This window comes from Bacillus sp. FSL L8-0152 (assembly GCF_038006365.1).
GTDB classification, from domain to species: domain Bacteria; phylum Bacillota; class Bacilli; order Bacillales; family Bacillaceae_G; genus Bacillus_A; species Bacillus_A cereus.
In genome coordinates this window covers 492,464-516,457 of sequence record NZ_JBBOVB010000001.1, presented here as the reverse complement: position 1 = coordinate 516,457, position 23,994 = coordinate 492,464, and the positions used below count along the sequence as shown (strand labels likewise).

Genomic DNA, 23,994 nt, shown 5'->3' with positions numbered 1-23,994 from the left:
TAAAATATTGTACAATAGAAGTAGAACCTCACCTTAGATTTTTTCTCCATACATACTACTCACAAATAATAGCAACACTACCATTGCTAACTGTTTTTACTGGAGGTGCTTACTTATGAGCAATTGGTACAGTAAGACGAAAGATCAAACATTGATTGACCTAGAAACAAACGAACAACACGGTTTAACAGATGAGATTGTAAGTGAACGTTTAAAGCAATACGGTTCTAATGAATTAGCTACAAAACAAAAACGCACTTTATGGCAGCGTATTTTCGCCCAAATTAATGACGTCCTCGTATATGTCCTTATTATTGCTGCCCTTATTTCTGCCTTTGTAGGTGAATGGGCGGATGCCAGTATTATCGCGCTTGTTGTAGTTTTAAATGCTGTTATCGGTGTTGTCCAAGAATCGAAAGCAGAACAAGCTTTAGAGGCATTGAAAAAGATGGCAACACCTAAAGCTATCGTCAAGAGAAATGGTGAACTAAAAGAAATTCCATCTGAGCACGTCGTTCCAGGGGATATCGTTATGCTCGACGCCGGACGATATATCCCATGCGATTTACGCCTTATTGAAACCGCAAATTTAAAAGTTGAAGAATCTGCTCTAACTGGTGAATCTGTCCCTGTTGATAAAGATGCAATCTACCACCCTTCCATGCAAAGTGATGAGCAAGTACCACTCGGCGATCAAAAAAACATGGCATTTATGTCCACTCTTGTAACATACGGAAGAGGCGTCGGTGTTGCTGTTGAAACTGGAATGAACTCACAAATTGGTAAGATTGCTACCCTTTTACATGAAGCAGACGATGATATGACACCACTTCAAAAAAGCTTAGCACAAGTCGGAAAATATTTAGGCTTTGTCGCTGTAGCTATTTGTATCGCTATGTTCCTCATCGGTTTTTTACAAGGCCGGGATACGTTAGAAATGTTTATGACTGCTATTAGTTTAGCCGTTGCAGCTATTCCAGAAGGCTTGCCAGCTATCGTTTCCATCGTTCTTGCAATTGGTGTGCAACGTATGATTAAACAAAACGTTATCATTCGGAAACTACCAGCTGTTGAAGCCCTCGGTTCTGTCACAATTATTTGTTCAGATAAAACAGGTACGTTAACGCAAAATAAAATGACCGTTACTCACTTTTATAGTGATAACACATACGATCGCTTAGAAAGTTTAAATGTAAATAATGATACGCAACGTCTATTGTTAGAAAATATGGTGCTATGTAATGATGCTTCTTACACTAACGAATCACAAACGGGAGACCCGACTGAAATTGCACTTCTCGTTGCTGGAACCACTTTTAACATGCAAAAAGATCATTTAGAAAAAATACATGAACGTGTTAACGAAGTACCTTTCGATTCAGATCGTAAAATGATGTCAACCGTACATACATACGATGAAGGCTACTATAGCATGACGAAAGGCGCTATTGATAAGCTCTTACCTCGATGTACCCATATTTTTAAAAACGGCAAAATCGAGATTTTAACTGATTCTGATAAAAATCAAATATTAGAAGCTGCCGGAGCAATGTCTCAAGAAGCTTTAAGAGTACTTTCATTCGCATTTAAACAATACAATTCAAACGATGTGGATATAAATCATCTTGAAGAAAATCTTATCTTTATTGGTCTTGTCGGTATGATTGATCCACCACGAACTGAAGTGAAAGATTCAATTACAGAATGTAAAAAAGCCGGTATTCGCACAGTTATGATTACTGGTGACCATAAAGATACCGCCTTTGCAATTGCCAAAGAACTTGGCATTGCTGAAGAAATATCGGAAATTATGATTGGAACTGAATTAGATAACATTTCTGATACAGAACTAGCTAGCAAAATTAATCATTTAAATGTATTCGCTAGAGTCTCTCCAGAGCATAAAGTGAAAATTGTAAAGGCATTACGCGCGAAAGGAAATATCGTTTCTATGACTGGTGATGGCGTCAATGATGCACCATCTTTAAAGCAAGCCGATGTCGGCGTAGCGATGGGCATTACAGGAACAGACGTTGCAAAAGGGGCAGCGGATGTTGTGTTAACAGATGATAATTTTTCATCTATCGTGAAAGCTGTTGAAGAAGGTAGAAATATTTATCGCAACATAAAAAAATCAATTCTCTTCCTACTCTCTTGTAACTTCGGAGAAATTATCGCTTTATTTTTAGCAATTTTACTCGGCTGGGCAACACCACTACGACCTATTCATATTTTATGGGTGAATTTAATTACAGATACACTGCCTGCATTATCACTTGGGGTTGATCCTGAAGATCCAGATGTGATGAAGGAAAAACCACGACATGCAAAAGAAAGCTTATTTAGTGGCAGCGTTCCTTTCCTAATTTTCAATGGAGTTATCATTGGACTTTTAACGCTAATAGCTTTTATCGCCGGAGCAAAATTCTATACTGGAGATACAAATTTATTCCCTCTTTTCCCAGAGCGAATTGATGACGATGCTCTATTACACGCTCAAACGATGGCATTTGTCGTCCTTAGTTTTTCTCAGCTCGTTCATTCATTTAACTTGCGTTCAAGAACGAAATCAATTTTTTCAATTGGGATCTTTACAAATAAATATTTAGTTTTCTCCCTTCTTATCGGTGTTCTTATGCAAGTTTGTATCATCTCCATCCCGCCCCTTGCAAATATATTCGGTGTACATGCATTAACGATGCGAGATTGGGGATTTGTTCTCTTATTGAGTATCATTCCACTTATTGTGAATGAGATTATTAAATTAGTGAAGAGAAACTAAAAGGCAATGAGGAATATTCCTCATTGCCTTTTCATTTATCCTTGTAATTCTTTTTTGATATTCTCCGTTAATGTAGCCATACGCTTGCGGCTTTCTTCACGCTCACGTTTATTTTGTTCTTCAATTTGTTGTGTTTCTTGCATACCTCTTGAAATAATGTTCCAAGTTTCCTCAAGCGTTTCCATCTTAATACTAGAAGAACCTGATATTCTCGCTACTTCTACACTTTGCGTTGCGATATTTTGTGCATTTTTCTTAAGTAATTCATTTGTACGGCGATCAAGTTCAGCCATAGAATCTGCAACAAGCTTTTGACGTTTCGCATTTACTGCTTGAATAATACCATTTTTAAAGATAGGAATCGTTGTAATAAATGCTGTATTGATTTTACCAATTAATTTATTATTACCACGTTGAATCATGCGAATTTGCGGCGCTGTAAGTAGCGCAACCATACGCGCTTTTTCTAAATCATCAATACGTTGCTCTAAAATTTCAACCGAGTTTTTAAGCGACTCTAATTCAATACCTGCTAATTGATCATTATTACGCACGCGCTCTTCATACATCGGAACTAATTCTGTATTTAAACGCTCTAATAGCATTTCTCCTGCTACTACGTACTTCTCTAAGTCTAAATAATATTTTAAGTTTTGCTCATACAAGCCATCTAACGTTCCAATTGATTTTTTCATCTCATCTTGGTACTTCGTAATTTCCACATAAACCTTATCAATTTCGCGGCCCATCGTTTGATATTTACTAAAGATTTGTTCTATCATTTTATCCGCTTTTTTGAACATGCGCGAGAAGAAACCACTTTTTTCTTCTGCAAAGTCTTTACTATCAAATCTGTCCATAATTTTACCAAGTTGCTTTAACAATTCACCAGAATCTTCTATCTTTGATAATGACATTGTATGTAAAATTTGATCAGCAAAACGTGAAATTTCCATAGAAGGTTCTTTTCCAAGTTCAATTAATTCCAATTGATCTTTAATATCTACTGCGTTATAAATACGTTGCACATCTGCATCTTGTCTAAGTTGCAAGCGAACATCTTGTGCGGTTTGCTCATTCAATTCAGTTTTCGAATCTAGTACGACTGGGTTATTCATATGGTATTCTCCCTTTCCTTATAAAAATGGACGAAATAGTCCTTTTATTGTTTGTGATAAATTTTTATAGGCTGATGAACCATGAAACTCAAGATCGAAATTAACTTCTTCAAGCCAATGGGAATCAAATGCTCCCGCTTCAACATATGGTTCAATATCGTTTCTGCCCGTGGGATTGAAATGGAATACATCTACTCCAATTTGATTTAAAAATAGTAATAAAACAGCGTCAGAACGAGTTAATTCTCCGCTCTTCTCATTATTAAATATAACAATTTTCGGTACATCTTGTGAATAATCAAATTTCTCAAGCTGTTCTAAAATATTGGGTGGTATTTGAGAAAGTTGTGCGAAAACATATAGCGCTACATCTTGTTTCGTCTCTTTCGCAATTGGTTTGCACATTTCACTTTCGCACGTATGGATAATCGCCTCTGCAATCCCATGTTGTAAACCTTCCGGTAAACGCTTATGCGGCCACCAATGGCTATTCATAATTAGATCAGGATGTAATTTTCCAGCTCGGTCCAATGCATCTCGATAATGATATTGGAAGTTTGCTTTTTGCTCTTTCGTAAACGGGAATGTATTAATTAATAAACTGTTATCAAATGATGTAACAGCCTTTAATCGTTGAAAATATTCTTTATCATTCTTTGAAACGCCTGATATTTTCGCAAATAAAGAAGGAATATAAATATGTTTATTTTCAACAAAGAATGTTGGACGTACAAATGCCTTTTCTTTCGTAATTAAAAAGAGTTCATCATATGTCGTTTTTAACGTACGTGCTACAGGTGTATACGAACGGAATTGCCACGGTTTATATAATAGTGAATTATCGTGGTGAAGTACTTGTTCAATTTCTTTCGAAGCTTGATACGCTACTGTTGCAACACGCTCGCGGCGGCGATCAGGGAATGGTTCAAGAGAAATGCGACCCGGATGGGACACAATAAAAGTTCTTCCCTCTTCATCAATATTTTCAAATCCATCTTTTCCTTCGGGGTGATAATAAAGCACATCACAACCGAGCATAATAAGAAAATATAAGAAATATATACGGCTTTCCTGTGCATCACCATACCAAACGATACGTGGCATCTGTTTCTTATAATTAATCGTAGAGAACCACTTCGCTACGTAATTTTCGCTTAGTTTAATTATGTCGATTAAGAAACGACGGAAGCCTTCTGTCTTTAACGACTGATTATGTTGTTTCTCATATAATTTCAATAATGCAATAAACGTCGTATGTATGTAATGCTGTAAATCAGGGTTGTCTACTTTCGGTAAAAGTTGTTTCCCAGATAAGTGTGCAACTAACCTATTTACTGTCAGACCATTTGGTGCTTCTTGATGTAATCCGAACACTTCTTGAATATGACGAAGCTTTTCTGAATCAATCACTTTGTTTAAATTTTGTTCGTGTAAAACTTCGATTCCTTTCGCTTCACTATAATCAAACAGTTCATTAAAATATTCATCTACATCATTAGGAACGCCTAGGATTCGACATGCTATATAACTAAATTTCATCTCATTCTCTGTCAGCTCATATTGTGGGCGTTTTTCTAAAAGCGCTTCAAATTGCTTTAAATCTGATTCATCTTTTAATGCATATGGTTGAAGTGTAAAACGTGAAAACACAACAGTTCACCTCCAAAAACATTTACGTTTTTTCTAAGTCCTTCTTCTATTATAAACTATTTTTGGTTATAAAAAATGGGCGCTCGCAAAACGAGCAAACCCATTTCAATTATTTATTGTTTTCTTTAGTAGCTGCTACTTCTTCTTTAGCTTGTCCAGAATTCTTCATGTAGTGAAGTATAAATGTTGCTCCAAATGCTACAACTAAAATAATGAAGAACACTGTATGGCTTATTTCAATATGAATAACAGACAATAACATTTTTGCTGCAATAATTAAAATTAAAATATATGCTGTCGTTTCAAGTTCTGGAATACGCTCTAACAATTTTAAGAATACACCAGCGATACCACGCATCATTAAAATACCTAGCATTCCGCCTAATAGTAAAATCCAAACTTCATTAGATACACCAAATGCAGCAAGTACACTATCTACAGAGAATGCGATATCCATTAATTCAACCATCGCAACTGTTCCCCAGAAGACACCGAACATTCTGAAGAGAATACTATTTTGGTTCATACCATGAGATTCCTCTTCTTCTGCATTACCTTTTCTTTTATCAATGAAGTATTTAACTGAAAGCCACGCTAAGTAAAGTGCACCTAACACTTTTACCCATGCTAATTTAATTAAGAACATCCCGATTCCAATCGCAATAAAGCGGAACACATAAGCTCCAATAAGTCCATAGAATAACGCTTTTTTACGTTTTTCTTCCGGAAGGTGTTTTACCATTACCGCTAACACAAGTGCGTTATCAGCAGATAACAACCCTTCAAGTACAACAAGTGTACCTATTAATCCCCAAGATACTGGATCTTGCAACACTTTAATCCACATGTCCAAGTCGAAAAACTGAGCATACGTATCAAGGATTCCTTGCAAAATACTCATCTTACCTTTATCCCCTATTCTTTGCTAGATTTATAGAAAGGTCAAAAAAAGGAAACGAATATCGTTTCCTTTCTATGCATCCAAGCCATACGCTCTTACAAGCGCACCTAAACCACCTTGGAATCCACTTCCTACTGCATTAAACTTCCACTGTCCATTATGACGGTATAATTCACAAAAGACAACTGCTGTTTCGATGGAGAAATCTTCCCCTAAATCAAAACGAAGAACTTCTTCATTCGTCTCTTCATTCGCTAAACGAACAAACGCATTTCCAACTTGCCCAAAGTTTTGACTACGGCCTTCTGCATCATAAATCGTAACTGTAATAGCAATTTTATGAACATCTGCTGGAACCTTCTTCAAATCTACAACAAGTTGCTCATCGTCGCCTTCGCCTTCGCCTGTACGGTTATCTCCTGTATGTAAAACAGATCCACAAGGAGACTGTAAATTATTATAGAAAATAAAATCAGTTTCCTTCGTACATTTTCCGTTTGCATCTAATAAAAAGGCAGATGCATCTAAATCGAAATCTGATCCACCGTCATAAGATTTAATATCCCATCCAAGACCAATTACTGCTTTTGTTAAACCAGGGCTTGTCTTACCTAAATCGATTTTCTGTCCTTTTTGTAATTGAATAACCATCTATATTCACCTCTATATTTTTATCTTTAAAAATATATCCATCGGTATACACGCATTTCACCGATGGATATATAAATCAAATCTATTACTCTACATCTAAACCAAAATTATTACATAGAGACGCTAACCCACCTTGGAATCCACTTCCGATTGCATTGAATTTCCAGTCACCTGCATGACGATATAATTCACCTACTACTACGGCTGTTTCAATAGAGAAATCTTCTCCTAAATCGTAACGAATTAATTCTGCATTCTTTTCTTCATCTAAAATACGTACGAAAGAGTTAGAAACTTGTCCAAAGTTTTGGCTGCGTCCTTCTCCATCGTAAATCGTGATTGTGAAGCAAATACGTTCGATATGTGCAGGTACATTTTTCAAATCTACTTTAATCGATTCGTCATCGCCTTCACCTTCGCCAGTTCGGTTATCTCCTAAATGCTCTACAGCACCATTCGCACCTTTTGGGTTATTATAGAAGACGAAATCCTCTGCACCTGAAACTTTACCGTTAGCACCTACTAAGAAAATACTAACATCTAAATCGAAATCGTTTTGTCCATCATAACGATTCGTATCCCACCCAAGTCCTACAAGAACTTTTGAAAGACCTGGATTCGTTTTTGTTAAGTCTACCTTTTGTCCTTTTTTCAATGAAATTGATGCCATATACAATTCCTCCTCGGTTATTTTATTGATAACGTGATACAATCTCACTTAAGTTTTTATCTTGTGTTCCTTCTCCAACTGCTGAAAACTTCCATTCACTTCCGTGACGATACATTTCACCTGCAATTAGAGTCGTTTTGCCAGCATAATTATCCGATAAATTATAGCGTGCTAATTCTTCACCAGTTTGCGGGTTTTGAATACGAATATATGCATTACGAATCATCCCGAAATCTTGACGACGATTTACACAGTCATAAATATTTACAACGAATACTAAACGATTAATACGGCTCGGAACTTTATGTAATTCTACGAAAATTGTTTCGTCATCACCAGCGCCTTCGCCTGTTAAATTATCTCCTGAATGAATAATACTACCACAAGTAGAAAGTTTATTTCCGAAGTAAACTAAATCATTTTTGTTTAAAAAACGATCTCCTTCTAACATAACAACAGATGCATCACAATCTACATTTGGTTTACTTCCAAATAATGAAGACAGAAATCCACCTGATTGCCCAATTGGATCCCAGCCTAAGCCAACCTGTAGTTTTGCTACTTTTGGTTGTCCTTTCGTTAAATCGATCTTTTGACCTTTTTCTAAAATAATAGGCATGAAGTTTCTCCCTTTCTACAAAGCATTTTCCAAATCGGAAAATATTGTATTCTTCTCTTATATTGTAGCATTATTTACCTAGCGATAAAAAGGATAAATTCTCAGTTATATGAAAACATTCATATAATTTACTTATGATGATGTAAGAAGTGGTAAATAGCACCAATCATTCCTGCACAATTACCGTTTTGTGCAAGTTCAATCTCACAATTATTATAAATCTCTTGATTTAAGTATTTACTGACCTCCTCTTTTACTTCTTTTAAAAACTCATTTCCTCTATCGGTAATTCCTCCACCAATAATAATCGTTTCTGGATTAAAAATATAAGCAAGATTACTAATTCCGATCGCCAAATGTTTAAAGAAGATCCCAACTGCTTGAGCAACTTCCCAATCTCCTTTATCATACAACTCGAAAATTTTTTTCCCATTCCACTCGCCTTTGCCTTTATATTTTCTTACAAGCCGAATTAATCCTGAAATCGAAGCAACCTCTTCAAACGTTTTTCCTTCTATTAACATATTCCCCCATTCACCAGCACTAAATGAATGTCCTCGGTACAATTCTCCATCTATAAAAATTGCTCCTCCAATTCCTGTTCCAAGGGTGAGCATAATAAAGTTCTCTTTCTCTCTTCCACTACCATTCCACTTTTCTCCAAACGCTGCACAATTCACATCATTGTCAATCGATACTGGAACTTTTAATATCTCTTGCAATCTATCAATAATAGGAATAGTACTATATCCCGGAATATGATCCGCACCTCCCGTCACAATTCCTTTATTAATATCAACAATTCCCGTAGTGCTAATACCAATTCCTGTAATAGTATGTTCATTCATTATTTTTTTGGATACATATATAAGTTTTTGAATAATTTGTTCTCCGCCTAAATGAATTTCTGTTGCAACTGTTTTACGCTTTAATACTCTCCCTACTTCTGAAACAATGCCATACTTAATTTGCGTACCGCCAATATCAAACGCTATGTACTCTTTCATCTACTGCCACTTCCTCTACCGTTATGAATGTAAATTCCCCGCCTCTACTATTTGTAGGAAATCTACATTAACTCTTTTCTGCTTTGACAAATACACCACCTTTTTCTATATATAGTTTTTTTTGCATAAAACTCTTTTTCCTAAGAAATATTACAAAGGGATGTATTTTAGATGGAATATTAATTTCTTAGGAGGAAAACCATGACGAAAATCTTCATTTTAGCATCAACACTCTCTTTATCTTTTTTTAGCGGTTTAAATATCGGTAATGCTGCAACTGAGAACTTCCAACCATTAACAAACGCTATTGTACAAAATAGCGATCATTTTGCCGAAGGAAATTTAAAGGATAATAATAAACCTCCAGGAAATAACGGTTCTCAGGACGATAGTGGTTCTGGCGGCAGCGGCTCTGGCGGCAATGGTTCCGGCGGTAATGGTTCCGGCGGTAACGGTTCTGGTGGCAGTGGCTCTGGTGGCAATGGTTCCGGCGGTAACGGTTCTGGTGGCAGTGGCTCTGGTGACAACGGTTCCGGCGGTAACGGTTCTGGTGGCAGTGGCTCTGGCGGCAATGGTTCCAGTGGTAACGGTTCTAGTGGCAGTGGCTCTGGCGGCAACGGTTCCGGCGGTAACGGTTCTGGTGGCAGTGGCTCTGGCGGCAATGGTTCCGGCGGTAACGGTTCTGGTGGCAATGGCTCTGGTGACAATGGCTCTGGTGACAACGGTTCCGGCGATAATGGTTCTGGTGGTAGCGGCTCTGGCGGCAATGGTTCCGGTGGTAATGGTTCCGGCGGTAACGGTTCTGGTGGCAATGGCTCTGGTGGCAATGGCTCTGGTGGCAATGGCTCTGGTGGCAATGGCTCTGGTGGCAATGGCTCTGGTGGCAATGGCTCTGGTGGCAATGGCTCTGGTGGCAATGGCTCTGGTGGCAATGGCTCTGGTGGCAATGGCTCTGGTGGCAATGGTTCTGGCGGTAACGGTTCTGGTGGCAGTGGCTCTCAAGGTGGCAATCGTGTTAAAGGTGATAGCAGTTCTCAAGGCGGTAATGGCTCTCACGGCGGCAATCGTGTTAAAGGCGATAGCAATTCTCAGAAGGGCAACGGTTCTCAAGGTGGTAATGTAAAAGATAATACAAAAAAACAAGGTGATAAATTACCTAATACTGCAACGCATTACCCTATATCTATTTTAATGGGTCTTTCAACATTCCTAATTGGTATGTTACTGTTTATTCGTCTTAAAAACGTAAAATAAGAACAACATCCTTCCATCTAAAGAATACATGAAATACTGTATAAAACCAAAAAGGGCTTTGGATTGCATTTTATTATGCAGCCCAAAGTCCTTTTTATCCCCTATCAAAAGAGTATTAATATGCTTTTCCCCAATACACCATTTGTTTAGCTTCTTTACCACAACAAATACATTCTTCAGCTAAATGCTCTTGCTCAAAAGGCATACAACGTGAAGATACTCCCACCTCTTCTTTTAGTTTCTCTTCACAAGCCAATTCCCCGCACCACATCGCTTTAATAAAGCCTTGCTTTTCGTCAGCTACTTTTTTCATCTCTTCGAAATTTGTCACAGCATACGTATTCTCATCGCGAAATGCTTTTGCTTTATTAAATAAAGCAATATGAATTTCTTCAAGTAATGCTGGAATACGTTCTTCTAATTGATCCATTGGTACAAACTCTTTTTCCTTCGTATCTCTTCTTACAAGTACAACTTGATTCTTTTCAATATCTTTAGGGCCAACTTCTAATCGAATTGGAATACCCTTCATTTCATACTCATTAAATTTCCAACCAGGCGTTTTATTACTAGCATCTATTTTTACTCGTGCAACCTTTTGAATATGTCCTTGTAACTCTGTTGCTTTTGCTAAAACTCCTTCTTTATGCTGAGCAATTGGTACAATAACAACTTGCACTGGAGCGACTTTTGGTGGCATTACAAGTCCATTATTATCGCTATGAACCATTATTAGCCCGCCTATCATTCTTGTTGATACACCCCAAGATGTTTGGTGCACATATTGCCATTTACCGTTACGATCTAAAAACTTAATATCAAATGCTTCTGAGAAATTCGTCCCAAAGTTATGAGAGGTTCCTGTTTGAAGCGCTTTTCCATCATGCATTAAACTTTCAATTGTATAAGTTGCCTTTGCTCCAGCAAACTTCTCTTTTTCTGTTTTTTGTCCTTTAATAACTGGTATCGCTAAATAATCCTCACAGAAAGAAGCATATAAGTTTAAAATATTTAATGTTTCAGCCTGCGATTCTTCTGCCGTTTCATGGATTGTATGACCCTCTTGCCATAAAAATTCAGTCGTACGAAGGAATGGTCTAGTTGTCTTCTCCCAACGAACTACTGAACACCACTGATTATATAACTTTGGCAAATCATTATAGGATTGCACAATTTTTGAAAAGTGCTCACAGAATAAAGTTTCAGATGTAGGACGTACACAAAGTCTTTCCGCTAACTTTTCATCCCCGCCATGTGTAACCCATGCTACTTCAGGAGCAAATCCTTCAACATGATCCTTCTCTTTTTGCAATAAACTCTCTGGGATAAACATTGGCATATATACATTTTCATGGCCAGTTTCTTTTAACTTCTCATCCATCACCTTCTGCATATTCTCCCATAAGGCATAACCATACGGACGTAAAATCATGCACCCTTTTACACTTGAATAATCAACAAGTTCGGCTTTTTTTACAATATCGGTATACCACTGCGCAAAGTCCTCTTCCATCTTCGTAATGGCTTGCACTTGTTCTTTTGCCATAGTCAGTCTTCCTCCTTCTAGAAAATACAAAAAAGCCCGCGTCCCTAAATAGGGACCGAGCTTTGCCGGCGTTACCACCCTGATTCATGCACAAAAATTGCGCATGCTCTCTTTTTGATAACGGGAAATTCCCGCTGCATATGCAGAACTCAAAGGCAGGTTCCATATTGCCTTTTTAAGAATCTTTCAGCCTGGCGGATTCTCTCTCTGCTAAAAAGGTTGAATATGTACTAGTCCTTTTTCATCGTTATAACGAAATAAATTTGTTGATTATCATAATACAAATTCTTTTTTAAAACAATAGCTAATTTTCTTATTATTATATATTCTTTTCATTTTTTACAGTTTTATACGTAGCTTTTTCGAGAGATTTTTACAAGTTGATGTGCAATCATACCAATAAGTGTACCTAGTAGAACGAAGAAACCAATAAATCCATATCCCATTCCTTCCCACCCACCAATAACCATCATGGTAACAGGAAATGATGCTAAGCAAAGAAGTATTACAATCAGTGCAAATATAATATCAAACTGTTTGTCTGGAAAACGTTTCTTTAGTAAATATGAAATAGCAAATACAAGGAGAATTGTGATGCCACCAATGATGTAAAATATACCGAATCCATCTAACCAGTCCATACTATTCCCTCCGTCCATAGATTCCCTTATACTTATTATATGTTTAATTTTTCTGAAAATAAACAATAAATTTTATTCAGAAACATATTTTTATTACTAGGTATTAATAGTAATATATAAGAATAGGTTTTATATAATTAGGAGGATTACTTTATGGATAAAGCATTAACGAATCGTGTCATTATTTTATCATTCGACTGTTTATCAGCTTTAGATTTTCCTATACTACAAAAACTACCTCATTTCCAATCTCTAATAAAAAAGGGCACGGTTGTCGAAAAAGTAGAACCAATTTATCCTTCTGTAACATATCCAAGCCACTCAACAATCGTAACCGGTAATTACCCTAACAAGCACGGTGTTGTTAGTAATACGTTACTTCAACCAGGACGTGAATCACCTGATTGGCATTGGTACCGAAAATCGATAAAAGGAACAACATTGTATGATGAAGCGCGTAAAGCAAATTTAACGACAGCTGCCCTTCTATGGCCTGTTACTGGGAGAGCAAACATTGATTACAATTTACCAGAAATTTTCCCCAATAGACCTTGGCAAAATCAAGTGTTAGTTTCCTTATTTAGCGGTAGCCCACTATACCAATTAGATTTAAATCTTCGTTTCGGCCATATAAGAAATGGTTTATCACAACCAGAGCTGGATGATTTCGTCCTCGCCTCTGCTGTACACACCATTCAGACGAAAAAGCCTAATGTTATGTTCGTACATTTCACTGATTTAGACATGCAAAGACATTATCATGGCTTTGAATCTAACGAAACAATAGCTGCAATTCATAGACATGATGAGCGGCTCGGGAAAATTATTCAAACTTTAAAAGACAGTGACCTATACGAAGAGAGTACAATTATCGCTCTTGGTGACCATAGCGCTTTAAGTGAAAACAAAGCGATTCAATTAAATGTGCTATTCCAACAAAAAGGCCTCGTATCTATAAATAAAAAAGGGCTATTAGTAGATTGGAAGGCCTATTGTCAAAGTTGCGACGGGTCTGCCTATGTATATGTGAAAGACAAAAATGATACGGATACAATTCGAGAAGTACAACTACTCCTTGAAGAACTGCTGCAAAATAAACAGAATGGAATTGAATTTATACTTCATGATGAAGCTGCGAAAGACTGCGGTGCAGATGGTAATTGTTTATTTATGTTAGAAGCGCAAGAGGGGTATTATTTCACTGAAAACTATACAGGAGATTTTATAAAAGACATTACTGAAAAAGATGTTACGCCTAGTAAAAAATATACATTTGGTACGCATGGATACTCTCCAACAAAACCTAACTATGAAACAATTTTTATCGCTGCTGGAAAAGGAATAAAAACCGGCGTTACCGTCCCGTATATGAGACTTATTGATGAAGGTCCAACTATCGCTAGACTACTCGGTTTACACTTAGGCGAAACAGACGGATCAATTGTAGAGGATTTACTCCAATTGTAAAGAACTGTGTATATATGTAAAAGTTCTGTAAAAATCATCACTGTTTCTCTTTTTATAATTTTTATTTTTGTACACTGTTAGTAGAACAAATTTAAGGGGGAACACTATATGAAAAAAATGTCCAGACAAGAAAAAAGCTGGATATTATACGATTGGGCGAACTCGGTATATTCGCTCGTCATTACAACTGCATTATTTCCAATTTACTTTAAAGCAGCTGCAAAAGAAGCCGGGCTATCTGGTGCAACTTCAACAGCATATTGGGGATATGCAAACTCGTTCGCTACACTTTTAATTTCTATACTTGCTCCTATTCTCGGCACAGTTGCTGATTATAAAGGATTTAAAAAACGATTTTTCACATTCTTCTTTGGACTTGGTATCGTATTTACAAGTATGTTAGCAGTCGTTCCAACATCTCAGTGGTACTTATTATTAGGATGCTATATGCTCGCCTTAGTTGGTTTTGCTGGAGCCAACATTTTCTATGATGCATTTTTAGTAGATGTCACTTCTGAAGATAGAATGGATCGAATTTCTACAAGAGGTTTCGCTTTAGGCTATATTGGGAGTACTATTCCTTTTATCGGTTGTATCGCTCTTATTATTCTTGCTCAAAAAGGAACTATCCCTTTATCAGTTGGCATTGCTAGTCAAATTTCATTTGCGATAACTGCTCTTTGGTGGGGGTTATTTACAATTCCAATGCTTAAAAACGTAGAGCAAACACACTATATTGAGCGTCATCCAAGACCTATTAAAATGAGCTTCAAACGTCTTGCTGATACTTTTAAAAATATTAAAGAATATAAAACTGTATTTATGTTTCTAATTGCTTACTTTTTCTATATTGACGGAGTCGATACAATTATTACTATGTCTACAGCTTACGGAACCGACCTCGGTATCAGTGCAACGAATCTATTAATCATATTATTTGTAACACAAATTGTCGCTTGTCCATTTGCGTTACTATACGGAAAACTATCTGAAACATTTATTGGTAAAAAAATGTTATATGTCGGTATCATTATTTATATCATCATTTGCACATATGCTTATTTCTTAAAAACGACACTTGATTTTTGGATTTTAGCAATGTTAGTTGCTACATCTCAAGGTGGTATTCAAGCACTAAGTCGTTCATACTTTGCAAAACTAGTACCAAAAGAATCTGCTAATGAATTCTTCGGATTTTATAATATATTTGGGAAGTTTGCCGCAATTATGGGTCCGGTATTAGTCGGTGTTACAACGCAATTAACAGGAAAAACAAACGCTGGTGTTCTTAGTATTATTGTTCTGTTTATTATCGGAGGATTCTTACTAACTAGAGTTCCAGAAAATAATACATCCGTTACACCACCTAGTCCAAAGACTAAAACGCTATAAGAAAAGATCCTCTTCTCATAAGAAGAGGATCTTTTTTATTTTTAAAGGTGCGCCTTATAATGAACGACTCTACTGCTTGTACAAAAATAATTTATCAACAGTTGTTCCTAATACTTCAGCTAAACGGAATGCTAACGCTAAGCTTGGATCATATTTATTATTCTCAATTGCATTTATCGTCTGTCTAGAAACCTTGCATTTATCAGCTAATGCGCCTTGTGAAATATTATTTTCAGTGCGTAATTCATAGATTTGATTTTTCACACCATTGCTCCTAACCTGTAAAATCGTTTTTACAACATCAGTATATAATTGGCTCATATAGTTGTCAAAAGTTCCTCAAAGAAAAAGGGAGCAATTTTGCTCCCTTACAATAGTTATTTCGAAGCTAAAGAATTTGTTAGTTCCTCTTTATTAGCGACAGCTTCTTTCTTTATTTGCATACGTAGAACTGGCCCTATCGCTAATAAAATAAGTGCCATCGCTATACAAAACACAGTAACTAGTGAAGTTAGTTCCTTTAATCCTCCAGCTAGTGAAGTTCCAATTAACATTGCTCCCATAAACAGTGGTAAAATCGTCCCATTTACTCTTCCAACCATATTTTCTGGTACAAGTTGAATCATAAGCGTACCGACAACGATATTAACACAAGCTAAACAAATACCTGTTCCAAATCTCATGAAACTAGTAATCCAAAATGATGTAGATAGCCCTTCTACTAAAAATGATATCGCTAATATGCCCATACCGAATACAAACATCTTTTTCGGATTCACTTTTGAAGCGAAAATTGCAGCAACAATACCACCGATTAACATACCTATTCCATCAGCTGCTGCTAAATATTGAACAGCTTCTTTTTCCATGCCTAAACGTTCAATTACAAGGAATACTTCTAATGGATTCGTTAATCCAACAGCTAAACCCATAATTGTAAAAGTGATCGTAATCATACGTAAATTTTTCGTGTGAAGAACGTATTTCCATCCTTCTTTTATATCATTTTTTAATGAATCTCTTGCCACTTGCTCTTTTTCAACCCATTTTGGTAAAAATGAAAGGGCGATAGCAGATAACAAAAATAAAATGATTAAACTATATAGTGATGTAAATAAGCCAAGTTTTGTATACACAATTGATCCTACAACTGGTCCAAAAATCATAAATAATGACTGTAATGTTTGGTTAAATGCAATCGCATTTGCTACCTCTTCTTCTTTTACATAGCGCTTAAATATACGCGACGATGAGGGCTGAGAAAACTGACCTACAATCGCGGAAATGAGTGTTGCAAAAAATATAGCCTGCCAATAATCAAATTTTAATAATAAGACAATTCCTATAATAGACAGTACACTTAACACATCTCCAGCGACCATTGTTCTTTTCGGATTCCAACGATCTGCTAATGCACCACCAATGAACGAGAAAATAAAGATAGGTGCATACTCCATGACAGATAATAGAGACACTGAAACTGGATCATTATTTGTCCGCTCCATTATGAAATATAAAAGAGCCATATTTCTGATCCAAATTGCAAATTGTTGTAAAATATCAGATGCCATAACGAGCATAAATGCTCGGTTTTTAAATAAAGCTTTCACTTTCATTCCCCTTCCATAAACCGACCGTTCGGTCTAATTTGTTTTGTAAGAAAAGCAACTGACTTATTATTCAGCTGCCATTCCTTTTAACAATACATCTATTGCCTTTTTATAAATACGTTTCAGCTCTTTATAATCTAACTCGTAGTAAAGTACTCCAAGCCCTGATAATAATCCGTTCACAATATACATAAGATCACGAGCATTATCTTCACGGAACTCTCCAGACTGTATACCTGCTTCAATTAATTTCTCAAACATAACATATGATTCTCTAGTTAAAGCTAACAGTTCATCCAGAATCTCTTTACTTACAACTTGGCTCATAGAGAATTCCTCTATTGCATTTGAAATTGGTTGCTGTATGTCCTCTACATGATATTCCGCGAGACCATATAGTTTTTCAGTACTAGTACTATACAACTTCTCTTTTTCATTCCATTTTTCAACCCAATCATACGTATGCTGTTTCACTACAAATAAAAATAATTCTTCTTTACTTTTAAAGTGATAATAAATGCTTCCTTTACTTCGCTCTGTAATTTCACAAATCTCTTCCATAGATGTAGCTGCATAGCCCTTCTGTGAAAATAGACTTTCTGCTTTATATGCAATTTCTTTCTTTATCTCTTCTGCGCTTCTTCTCATATTCACACCTCTTTAAACCGACCGTTCAGTCTAATAATAACAAATCAAAAACCTCTATCGCAAGAGGATATATTCCTTATTTAAGAAAACGTACTTTCAAACCAAGTTCGAATCATATGTATCGTTCCAAATTTAAATGCTAATTTAACAAGAAATACGCCTCCCGCAGCTAATAAAAATAACACTACTTTCCCCTTATTTTTCACTTTCGGTTCCCTTTTCATTTCCATTCCCCTTGGTATATTAAAAATATTAATCAAACGTTTGTTTAACTGTGTTTATGCAATATGTAAGCCAACTAATCAAACGTTTGTTTAAAAAGAAATACGCCTATATAAGGCGCATTTTCATCAATCACCGCCACCACCGCAGCTTCCACCGCTATCTCCCCCAAAAGACCCTCCACAATCATGTGAGCCGCCATCATGCGAGCTATCATTATCAGATCCAGCAAAGAGAAATAATGGTGATGAGCTGTTAGATGAATTATGAATGTTATTTTGTTTTGTAAGATTTACCTTCTTTTTGTTCGATCGAACTGCTGTTACGATTATTCCAACTACAACAAATAATAGTATGACAATAATAAATTCCATATAAAAGCCTCCCTTATTCCTCGAATAATTGAATGGTTCTCTCTAGATTTTCAAGTGAAATGAAGCGCGATTCTCGAAGGATCTCTTTTCCATTATAAAATAATAAAATTGTCGGTCCTGTAAATACGGCATATCGCCCCGCAATCTCTTGCATGTCTTGTAGTAATATCTCTATTTTCTCTACGTAATCATAATTCTCTAATACGCAATTTACTTTTCTTAGCATAACATCACAAACACCACAATTTTCCGTTTTAATAAACAGAAGTACCAATTGTTGTTCTTCGATATAGGTCGCTATTTCTTCTATCGTTTTAAATGTAGTCATCTTATCCCTCTTAGCGTAATTTACGAAATACTTTGTCTTGATACATACGAAAAGCTGAACTATCTTTAATCTTTCTCTTTTCCATTACCTGCTGAAAACGTAACGTTTTTATTGTTAACTCTTCTCGTAATTTCTTTCTCTCTTCTTCATCATAACAGCAGGCAATTAGATCCTCTATTTTTAATATATCTTTTTGTAGTTCCATCTCTGGTGGAATCATTCCCGCATTTTTTAAAATTTTATAACTCATTCTAAGTTCTGGAGGTACCATTGAAAAATCTTCTAATTGTAGTGGTTTTCCTTTTCCCGGAAGATAATCAAGATCACCATTCCGTATTGCTTGTCGAATTTTTTCTTCAGCAATGTTCAAAAACACATCCACACTATTCCCTCCTTTACATATTTTTACTATTATTTTACATGATATTTCCTTATCTTTCTACGTCTTTAATAATTGGCTCCATACAATTTTTTCTCAAATTTATTTATAATGAGCTATTTCCTCCCATACCGACCTTTCGTTTTCATATATAGTTTGTATTCAAGCCTTTTTGTATTGAGAAAGTCTTTTTCAACTTAATAAAGCGTTTACACTAAATCTTACATTTGTTACGATTTAATCACCCCCAGCTCCCTTGTATAGACTTCGTGATGTCTGATCATTTTATCTAGACGTTTCATACGTCTAGATTCATTTTGATTTATTGGCGTATGCCTTTAAATATATCTTTTATTTTGAAAGGAGAAATGGCTATGAGGTCTCAAAAATTCACACTGCTATTACTATCTCTACTACTTTTCTTACCTCTTTTTCTCACAAATTTTATTACTCCTAATCTCGCATTAGCAGATTCACCAAAGCAAAGTCAAAAAATTGTTGGGTACTTTCCTTCGTGGGGCGTTTACGGACGTAATTATCAAGTTGCTGACATTGATGCATCAAAACTTACTCACCTTAACTATGCTTTCGCGGATATTTGTTGGAATGGAAAACATGGAAATCCTTCTACCCATCCGGATAATCCAAATAAACAAACGTGGAACTGTAAAGAATCTGGTGTACCATTGCAAAATAAAGAGGTTCCTAATGGTACTCTCGTACTCGGTGAACCATGGGCTGATGTTACCAAATCGTATCCTGGCTCAGGTACAACTTGGGAAGATTGCGATAAATATGCCCGTTGCGGAAATTTCGGAGAACTAAAACGATTAAAAGCTAAATATCCTCATTTAAAAACAATAATTTCCGTTGGTGGCTGGACTTGGTCTAACCGCTTTTCTGATATGGCCGCTGATGAAAAGACAAGAAAAGTATTTGCCGAATCTACAGTAGCTTTTCTTCGCGCATATGGATTTGATGGCGTAGATTTAGACTGGGAATATCCGAGCGTTGAAACGATTCCTGGTGGTAGTTATCGTCCTGAAGATAAACAAAATTTCACTCTTCTTCTTCAAGACGTCCGAAATGCTTTGAATAAAGCAGGTGCTGAAGATGGCAAACAATATTTACTAACAATCGCGTCAGGTGCAAGTCAACGCTACGCTGATCATACAGAGCTAAAGAAAATTTCTCAAATACTCGATTGGATTAATATTATGACATATGATTTCCACGGTGGATGGGAAGCTACTTCTAATCATAATGCAGCTCTATACAAGGATCCAAATGACCCAGCAGCAAATACGAATTTTTACGTAGATGGTGCTATAGACGTTTATACCAATGAAGGTGTTCCAGTGGATAAACTAGTATTAGGCGTACCTTTTTATGGACGTGGCTGGAAAAGTTGTGGAAAAGAAAATAACGGACAATATCAACCTTGCAAACCAGGTAGTGATGGGAAACTTGCTTCTAAAGGTACTTGGGATGATTATTCTACCGGTGACACAGGTGTGTATGATTACGGTGATTTAGCAGCCAATTACGTTAATAAAAATGGTTTTGTACGCTACTGGAATGACACAGCTAAAGTACCTTACTTATATAATGCGACTACAGGCACATTTATTAGCTACGATGACAATGAATCTATGAAATATAAAACAGACTATATAAAGACGAAGGGTTTAAGTGGAGCAATGTTTTGGGAACTAAGCGGGGATTGCCGTACAAGTCCAAAATATAGTTGTAGTGGTCCAAAATTACTTGATACGCTAGTAAAAGAATTACTTGGTGGACCTATTAGTCAAAAAGATACTGAGCCACCAACAAATGTTAAAAATATTGTAGTTACGAATAAAAATTCAAGCTCAGTTCAATTAAGTTGGACTGCATCCACTGATAACGTAGGCGTTACTGAATACGAAATTACTGCCGGAGAAGAAAAATGGAGTGCAACAACAAATAGCATTACAATTAAAAACTTAAAACCTAATACGGAATACACATTTTCAGTAATTGCCAAAGATGCTGCTGGAAATAAATCACAACCTACCGCTCTTACTGTCAAAACAGATGAAGCTAATACGACACCTCCTGATGGAAATGGCACTGCTACATTTTCAGTCACTTCGAATTGGGGCAGCGGTTATAACTTCTCGATTATAATCAAAAATAATGGAACGACCCCTATTAAAAATTGGAAATTAGAATTTGATTATAGCGGCAATTTAACACAAGTTTGGGATTCTAAAATTAATAGTAAAACAAATAATCATTATGTAATTACGAACGCAGGATGGAATGGCGAAATTCCTCCTGGCGGATCTATTACAATTGGTGGTGCAGGAACAGGTAATCCTGCCGAACTTTTAAATGCCGTCATTAGCGAAAACTAGACGTAATATCCATTAATTATTTCACTAAAGTTTGAATTTAGGTTCGAGCAATACCTCCTAAATTCAAACTTTTAATTTTACGAAAAATAAAAAACATTACAATAACTTATTATAATTATATTTAGTTTCTAATATGAAGTTTATATGAAGTTCATTTGAATTTTACATGAATTTCCTTTAATTTCTATTGTCTTCCTATAATATCCACATTATCCTTTACATATAGGAATTATTTTCATTCCATTTTGAACTATCTATATATATAAAGAAAGATAGTCACCTGTTAGGGAAAGGCTTTCGTATTATTATAAATATAACAAAAGAAAAAGCACGCTTATAAGCGCACCATAAGAGTGCTTCTTCATACAATTCTCATGTAAGAGTTCTCGAAAATCATGTTAATCACAAAGAAAAGGCATTAGCTCATAAAAGCTAATGCCTTTTCTTTATTCATATTGTTCAGCATTCCAATCTTCTATATTCCATACTTTTGTTATCCACGATTCATAGAAAGAAGGTTCATGCGAGACAATTAAAACTGTTCCTTTGTATTGTTGTAACGCTTCCTGTAAAGCCATCTTAGTTTCTACATCCAAATGATTAGTCGGTTCGTCTAAAATTAAAACATTGCTTTTTGTTACGATAAGTTCACATAAACGCACTTTCGTTTGCTCTCCACCGCTTAATAAACGAATAGGTTTTAATACGTGTTCTTCTTTCAATCCACACTTCGCTAATGCTTGGCGCACTTCTTTCTTTGTCATATCTGGTCGTTCTGTCCAAACTTTCTCTAACGGTGTTATTTCTGAAGCAAACTCTTCCTGTGCAAAATAAGCAGGATTTACTCGTTCCCCAACAAAAATTGAACCGCTTAGCGGCTTTATTTGACCTAATAACGTCTTTAACATTGTCGTTTTTCCAATACCATTATGACCAACAACAGCTATCTTTTCTCCTTTTTTCACTTGTAAATTCAAGTCTGGAAATAACGGCTCACTATAACCCACTCTTAGTTTCTCAGCCTGTAATATACGACTTACTGGTTCATTATAAACAGTAAAAGCAAAACGGGACCGAGGTATATTATTAACCTTTTCAACCCTTTGCATTTTCTCCAATACTTTCTCTCGACTTTTTGCCTGTTTTGCTTTTCGAATCTTATTTTTTTGAATAAATGTTTCTAACTGAGCAATTTCTTTTTGTTGTTTCACATACGCCGATTGTAATTGTTTCCTTTGTACTTGGTAACTTTGTAAAAACTTTTCATAATCCCCTACATATCGCTTAACTTTTCGTTCTTCTAGATGGTAAATGACATTCGTAATATTGTTCAAAAATACTTCATCATGCGAAATGATAATATAAGCTTTTTCGTACAGTTTCAAGTACGATTGCAACCATTCTATATGTGCTGTATCTAAATAGTTCGTTGGTTCATCTAGCAATAAAACATCAGCTTTTTCTAGAAGAAGCTTTCCTAGTAATAACTTTGTCCGCTGTCCTCCACTTAACTTTGAAACATCCTTTTCCAATCCTATTTCAAACAGCCCTAAACCAATTGCCACTTCTTCAATTTCTGTATGAATTTGATAGAAATTAGAGTTTTCCAATATAGTTTGTAACTCTCCATACCTTACTAACAATTTTTCTACTTCTACTGCTTCAGCCATCTCTTCTGCAATTTTTAACATTTCGTATTCAATCGCATACAAGTTAGAAAATGCACTTTGCAAGTATCCTGCAATTGTTATTCCTTCTTGTAAATCTATATGCTGCTGCAAAAATCCAACCTTCACATGTGGAAACCATTCAATGTTCCCATCATCATGTATAAGTTCTCCTGTTAAAATTCTTAGCAGTGTTGATTTTCCAATCCCATTTTTCCCTACTAACCCAACATGCTCCCCCTTTAATAATCGAAAGCATGCATTATATAAGATGGTTTTCTCACCATACGAATGACTTAAATTTTCTACTGTTAATATACTCATTTTTTTCTCTCCTTTACTTATCGTCCATAAGCTAAATAGAGAGACCAACAGTATGAATCCTTATTTAATTATGCATATAAAAATGGGTAAGGTGAATACACCTTACCCATTACATATTATCGTAAAAAAGGATTAAGGTTCTTTACCTGCTGTCTTCAATTTAGCTTAATCTTAAAAAATGGGCAGACTTCTCCCATATCAAGCTAAAACCATTTGAAGAACAGTTGATAAAGTCATTTTATCCTTTCACTCCTTTAACATTTGTTATATTAAGAGTATAAACTACTCTGTTATATTCTATTCTCTATTTTCCCTTTTGTTCCTTCTCCATCTTTTCATATTCTA

22 protein-coding genes and 1 other annotated feature are annotated in these 23,994 nt (G+C 35.9%); of the genes, 5 read left to right on the top strand and 17 right to left on the bottom strand.

Annotated elements, in window-relative coordinates; all coding sequences use genetic code 11:
- Positions 1 to 115: 115 nt before the first annotated feature.
- A complete protein-coding gene (locus MHH27_RS02700; protein WP_098236002.1) occupies positions 116 to 2,782 on the top strand; it encodes a cation-translocating P-type ATPase in 2,667 nt (888 codons plus the stop codon).
- A 35-nt stretch (positions 2,783 to 2,817) separates the two neighbouring features.
- On the opposite strand, the gene MHH27_RS02695 is transcribed toward MHH27_RS02700, so the two are convergent.
- From MHH27_RS02695 to MHH27_RS02665, 7 genes are all read right to left on the bottom strand, one after another.
- On the bottom strand, positions 2,818 to 3,900 hold the full coding sequence (locus tag MHH27_RS02695) for a toxic anion resistance protein (RefSeq protein ID WP_098236004.1): 1,083 nt from the start codon (positions 3,898 to 3,900) through the stop codon (positions 2,818 to 2,820).
- Between the two features lie 18 nt (positions 3,901 to 3,918).
- On the bottom strand, positions 3,919 to 5,550 hold the full coding sequence (locus tag MHH27_RS02690) for a YceG family protein (protein WP_340941585.1): 1,632 nt from the start codon (positions 5,548 to 5,550) through the stop codon (positions 3,919 to 3,921).
- A 109-nt stretch (positions 5,551 to 5,659) separates the two neighbouring features.
- Positions 5,660 to 6,451, bottom strand: a complete 792-nt coding sequence (locus MHH27_RS02685) for a TerC family protein (protein WP_098236005.1) — start codon at positions 6,449 to 6,451, stop codon at positions 5,660 to 5,662.
- A gap of 72 nt (positions 6,452 to 6,523) precedes the next feature.
- Positions 6,524 to 7,102: a TerD family protein gene (locus MHH27_RS02680; protein WP_000236649.1), complete on the bottom strand. Its 579-nt coding sequence runs from the start codon at positions 7,100 to 7,102 to the stop codon at positions 6,524 to 6,526.
- An 85-nt stretch (positions 7,103 to 7,187) separates the two neighbouring features.
- Positions 7,188 to 7,772 carry a TerD family protein gene (locus MHH27_RS02675; RefSeq protein ID WP_000146729.1) on the bottom strand — a complete coding sequence of 195 codons (585 nt, stop codon included), beginning with the start codon at positions 7,770 to 7,772 and terminating at the stop codon, positions 7,188 to 7,190.
- A gap of 22 nt (positions 7,773 to 7,794) precedes the next feature.
- Positions 7,795 to 8,391: a TerD family protein gene (locus MHH27_RS02670; protein ID WP_001121586.1), complete on the bottom strand. Its 597-nt coding sequence runs from the start codon at positions 8,389 to 8,391 to the stop codon at positions 7,795 to 7,797.
- A 128-nt stretch (positions 8,392 to 8,519) separates the two neighbouring features.
- Positions 8,520 to 9,398, bottom strand: coding sequence for an ROK family protein (locus MHH27_RS02665; RefSeq protein ID WP_090978242.1), 879 nt, complete (start codon positions 9,396 to 9,398; stop codon positions 8,520 to 8,522).
- Between the two features lie 201 nt (positions 9,399 to 9,599).
- Here MHH27_RS02665 and MHH27_RS02660 point away from each other — a divergent pair, with 201 nt between their 5' ends.
- The gene (locus MHH27_RS02660) at positions 9,600 to 10,652 is read left to right on the top strand and encodes a cell wall anchor protein (protein WP_340941582.1); all 1,053 of its coding nucleotides are present in this window, start codon (positions 9,600 to 9,602) and stop codon (positions 10,650 to 10,652) included.
- Positions 10,653 to 10,767: 115 nt separating this feature from the next.
- Here MHH27_RS02660 and proS read toward each other — a convergent pair whose 3' ends face one another.
- The gene (proS, locus tag MHH27_RS02655; protein WP_090978240.1) at positions 10,768 to 12,198 is read right to left on the bottom strand and encodes a proline--tRNA ligase; all 1,431 of its coding nucleotides are present in this window, start codon (positions 12,196 to 12,198) and stop codon (positions 10,768 to 10,770) included.
- A gap of 47 nt (positions 12,199 to 12,245) precedes the next feature.
- Positions 12,246 to 12,452 (bottom strand) — a binding site (T-box leader).
- Between the two features lie 93 nt (positions 12,453 to 12,545).
- Positions 12,546 to 12,839 (bottom strand): YesK-like family protein, encoded by a 294-nt coding sequence (locus tag MHH27_RS02650; RefSeq protein WP_000383860.1) that lies wholly within the window; start codon positions 12,837 to 12,839, stop codon positions 12,546 to 12,548.
- Positions 12,840 to 12,992: 153 nt separating this feature from the next.
- Here MHH27_RS02650 and MHH27_RS02645 point away from each other — a divergent pair, with 153 nt between their 5' ends.
- Positions 12,993 to 14,306 (top strand): alkaline phosphatase family protein, encoded by a 1,314-nt coding sequence (locus MHH27_RS02645; RefSeq protein WP_340941579.1) that lies wholly within the window; start codon positions 12,993 to 12,995, stop codon positions 14,304 to 14,306.
- A gap of 108 nt (positions 14,307 to 14,414) precedes the next feature.
- The gene (locus tag MHH27_RS02640) at positions 14,415 to 15,698 is read left to right on the top strand and encodes an MFS transporter (RefSeq protein WP_098251214.1); all 1,284 of its coding nucleotides are present in this window, start codon (positions 14,415 to 14,417) and stop codon (positions 15,696 to 15,698) included.
- Positions 15,699 to 15,767: 69 nt separating this feature from the next.
- Here MHH27_RS02640 and MHH27_RS02635 read toward each other — a convergent pair whose 3' ends face one another.
- The 7 genes from MHH27_RS02635 to MHH27_RS02605 form a co-directional block, all read right to left on the bottom strand.
- Positions 15,768 to 16,019 (bottom strand): helix-turn-helix transcriptional regulator, encoded by a 252-nt coding sequence (locus MHH27_RS02635; RefSeq protein WP_002023181.1) that lies wholly within the window; start codon positions 16,017 to 16,019, stop codon positions 15,768 to 15,770.
- A 56-nt stretch (positions 16,020 to 16,075) separates the two neighbouring features.
- Complete coding sequence (locus MHH27_RS02630; protein WP_340941577.1) at positions 16,076 to 17,308, bottom strand: MFS transporter; 1,233 nt, start codon at positions 17,306 to 17,308, stop codon at positions 16,076 to 16,078.
- Positions 17,309 to 17,374: 66 nt separating this feature from the next.
- Positions 17,375 to 17,956, bottom strand: coding sequence for a TetR/AcrR family transcriptional regulator (locus tag MHH27_RS02625; RefSeq protein ID WP_001254447.1), 582 nt, complete (start codon positions 17,954 to 17,956; stop codon positions 17,375 to 17,377).
- 80 nt (positions 17,957 to 18,036) lie between these two features.
- The gene (locus MHH27_RS02620) at positions 18,037 to 18,180 is read right to left on the bottom strand and encodes a hypothetical protein (protein ID WP_000817981.1); all 144 of its coding nucleotides are present in this window, start codon (positions 18,178 to 18,180) and stop codon (positions 18,037 to 18,039) included.
- Between the two features lie 126 nt (positions 18,181 to 18,306).
- The gene (locus MHH27_RS02615; RefSeq protein WP_098236010.1) at positions 18,307 to 18,552 is read right to left on the bottom strand and encodes a hypothetical protein; all 246 of its coding nucleotides are present in this window, start codon (positions 18,550 to 18,552) and stop codon (positions 18,307 to 18,309) included.
- Positions 18,553 to 18,565: 13 nt separating this feature from the next.
- On the bottom strand, positions 18,566 to 18,880 hold the full coding sequence (locus MHH27_RS02610; RefSeq protein ID WP_000206513.1) for a thioredoxin family protein: 315 nt from the start codon (positions 18,878 to 18,880) through the stop codon (positions 18,566 to 18,568).
- Positions 18,881 to 18,890: 10 nt separating this feature from the next.
- Positions 18,891 to 19,262, bottom strand: coding sequence for a DnaJ family domain-containing protein (locus MHH27_RS02605; protein WP_000382370.1), 372 nt, complete (start codon positions 19,260 to 19,262; stop codon positions 18,891 to 18,893).
- A 371-nt stretch (positions 19,263 to 19,633) separates the two neighbouring features.
- Between MHH27_RS02605 and MHH27_RS02600 the strand changes: the two genes are divergently transcribed.
- A complete protein-coding gene (locus tag MHH27_RS02600) occupies positions 19,634 to 21,658 on the top strand; it encodes a glycosyl hydrolase family 18 protein (RefSeq protein WP_340941574.1) in 2,025 nt (674 codons plus the stop codon).
- A 446-nt stretch (positions 21,659 to 22,104) separates the two neighbouring features.
- Here MHH27_RS02600 and MHH27_RS02595 read toward each other — a convergent pair whose 3' ends face one another.
- Entirely contained in the window at positions 22,105 to 23,649 is a 1,545-nt protein-coding gene (locus MHH27_RS02595) for an ABC-F family ATP-binding cassette domain-containing protein (RefSeq protein WP_098236012.1), read from the bottom strand.
- Between the last annotated feature and the right edge of the window lie 345 nt (positions 23,650 to 23,994).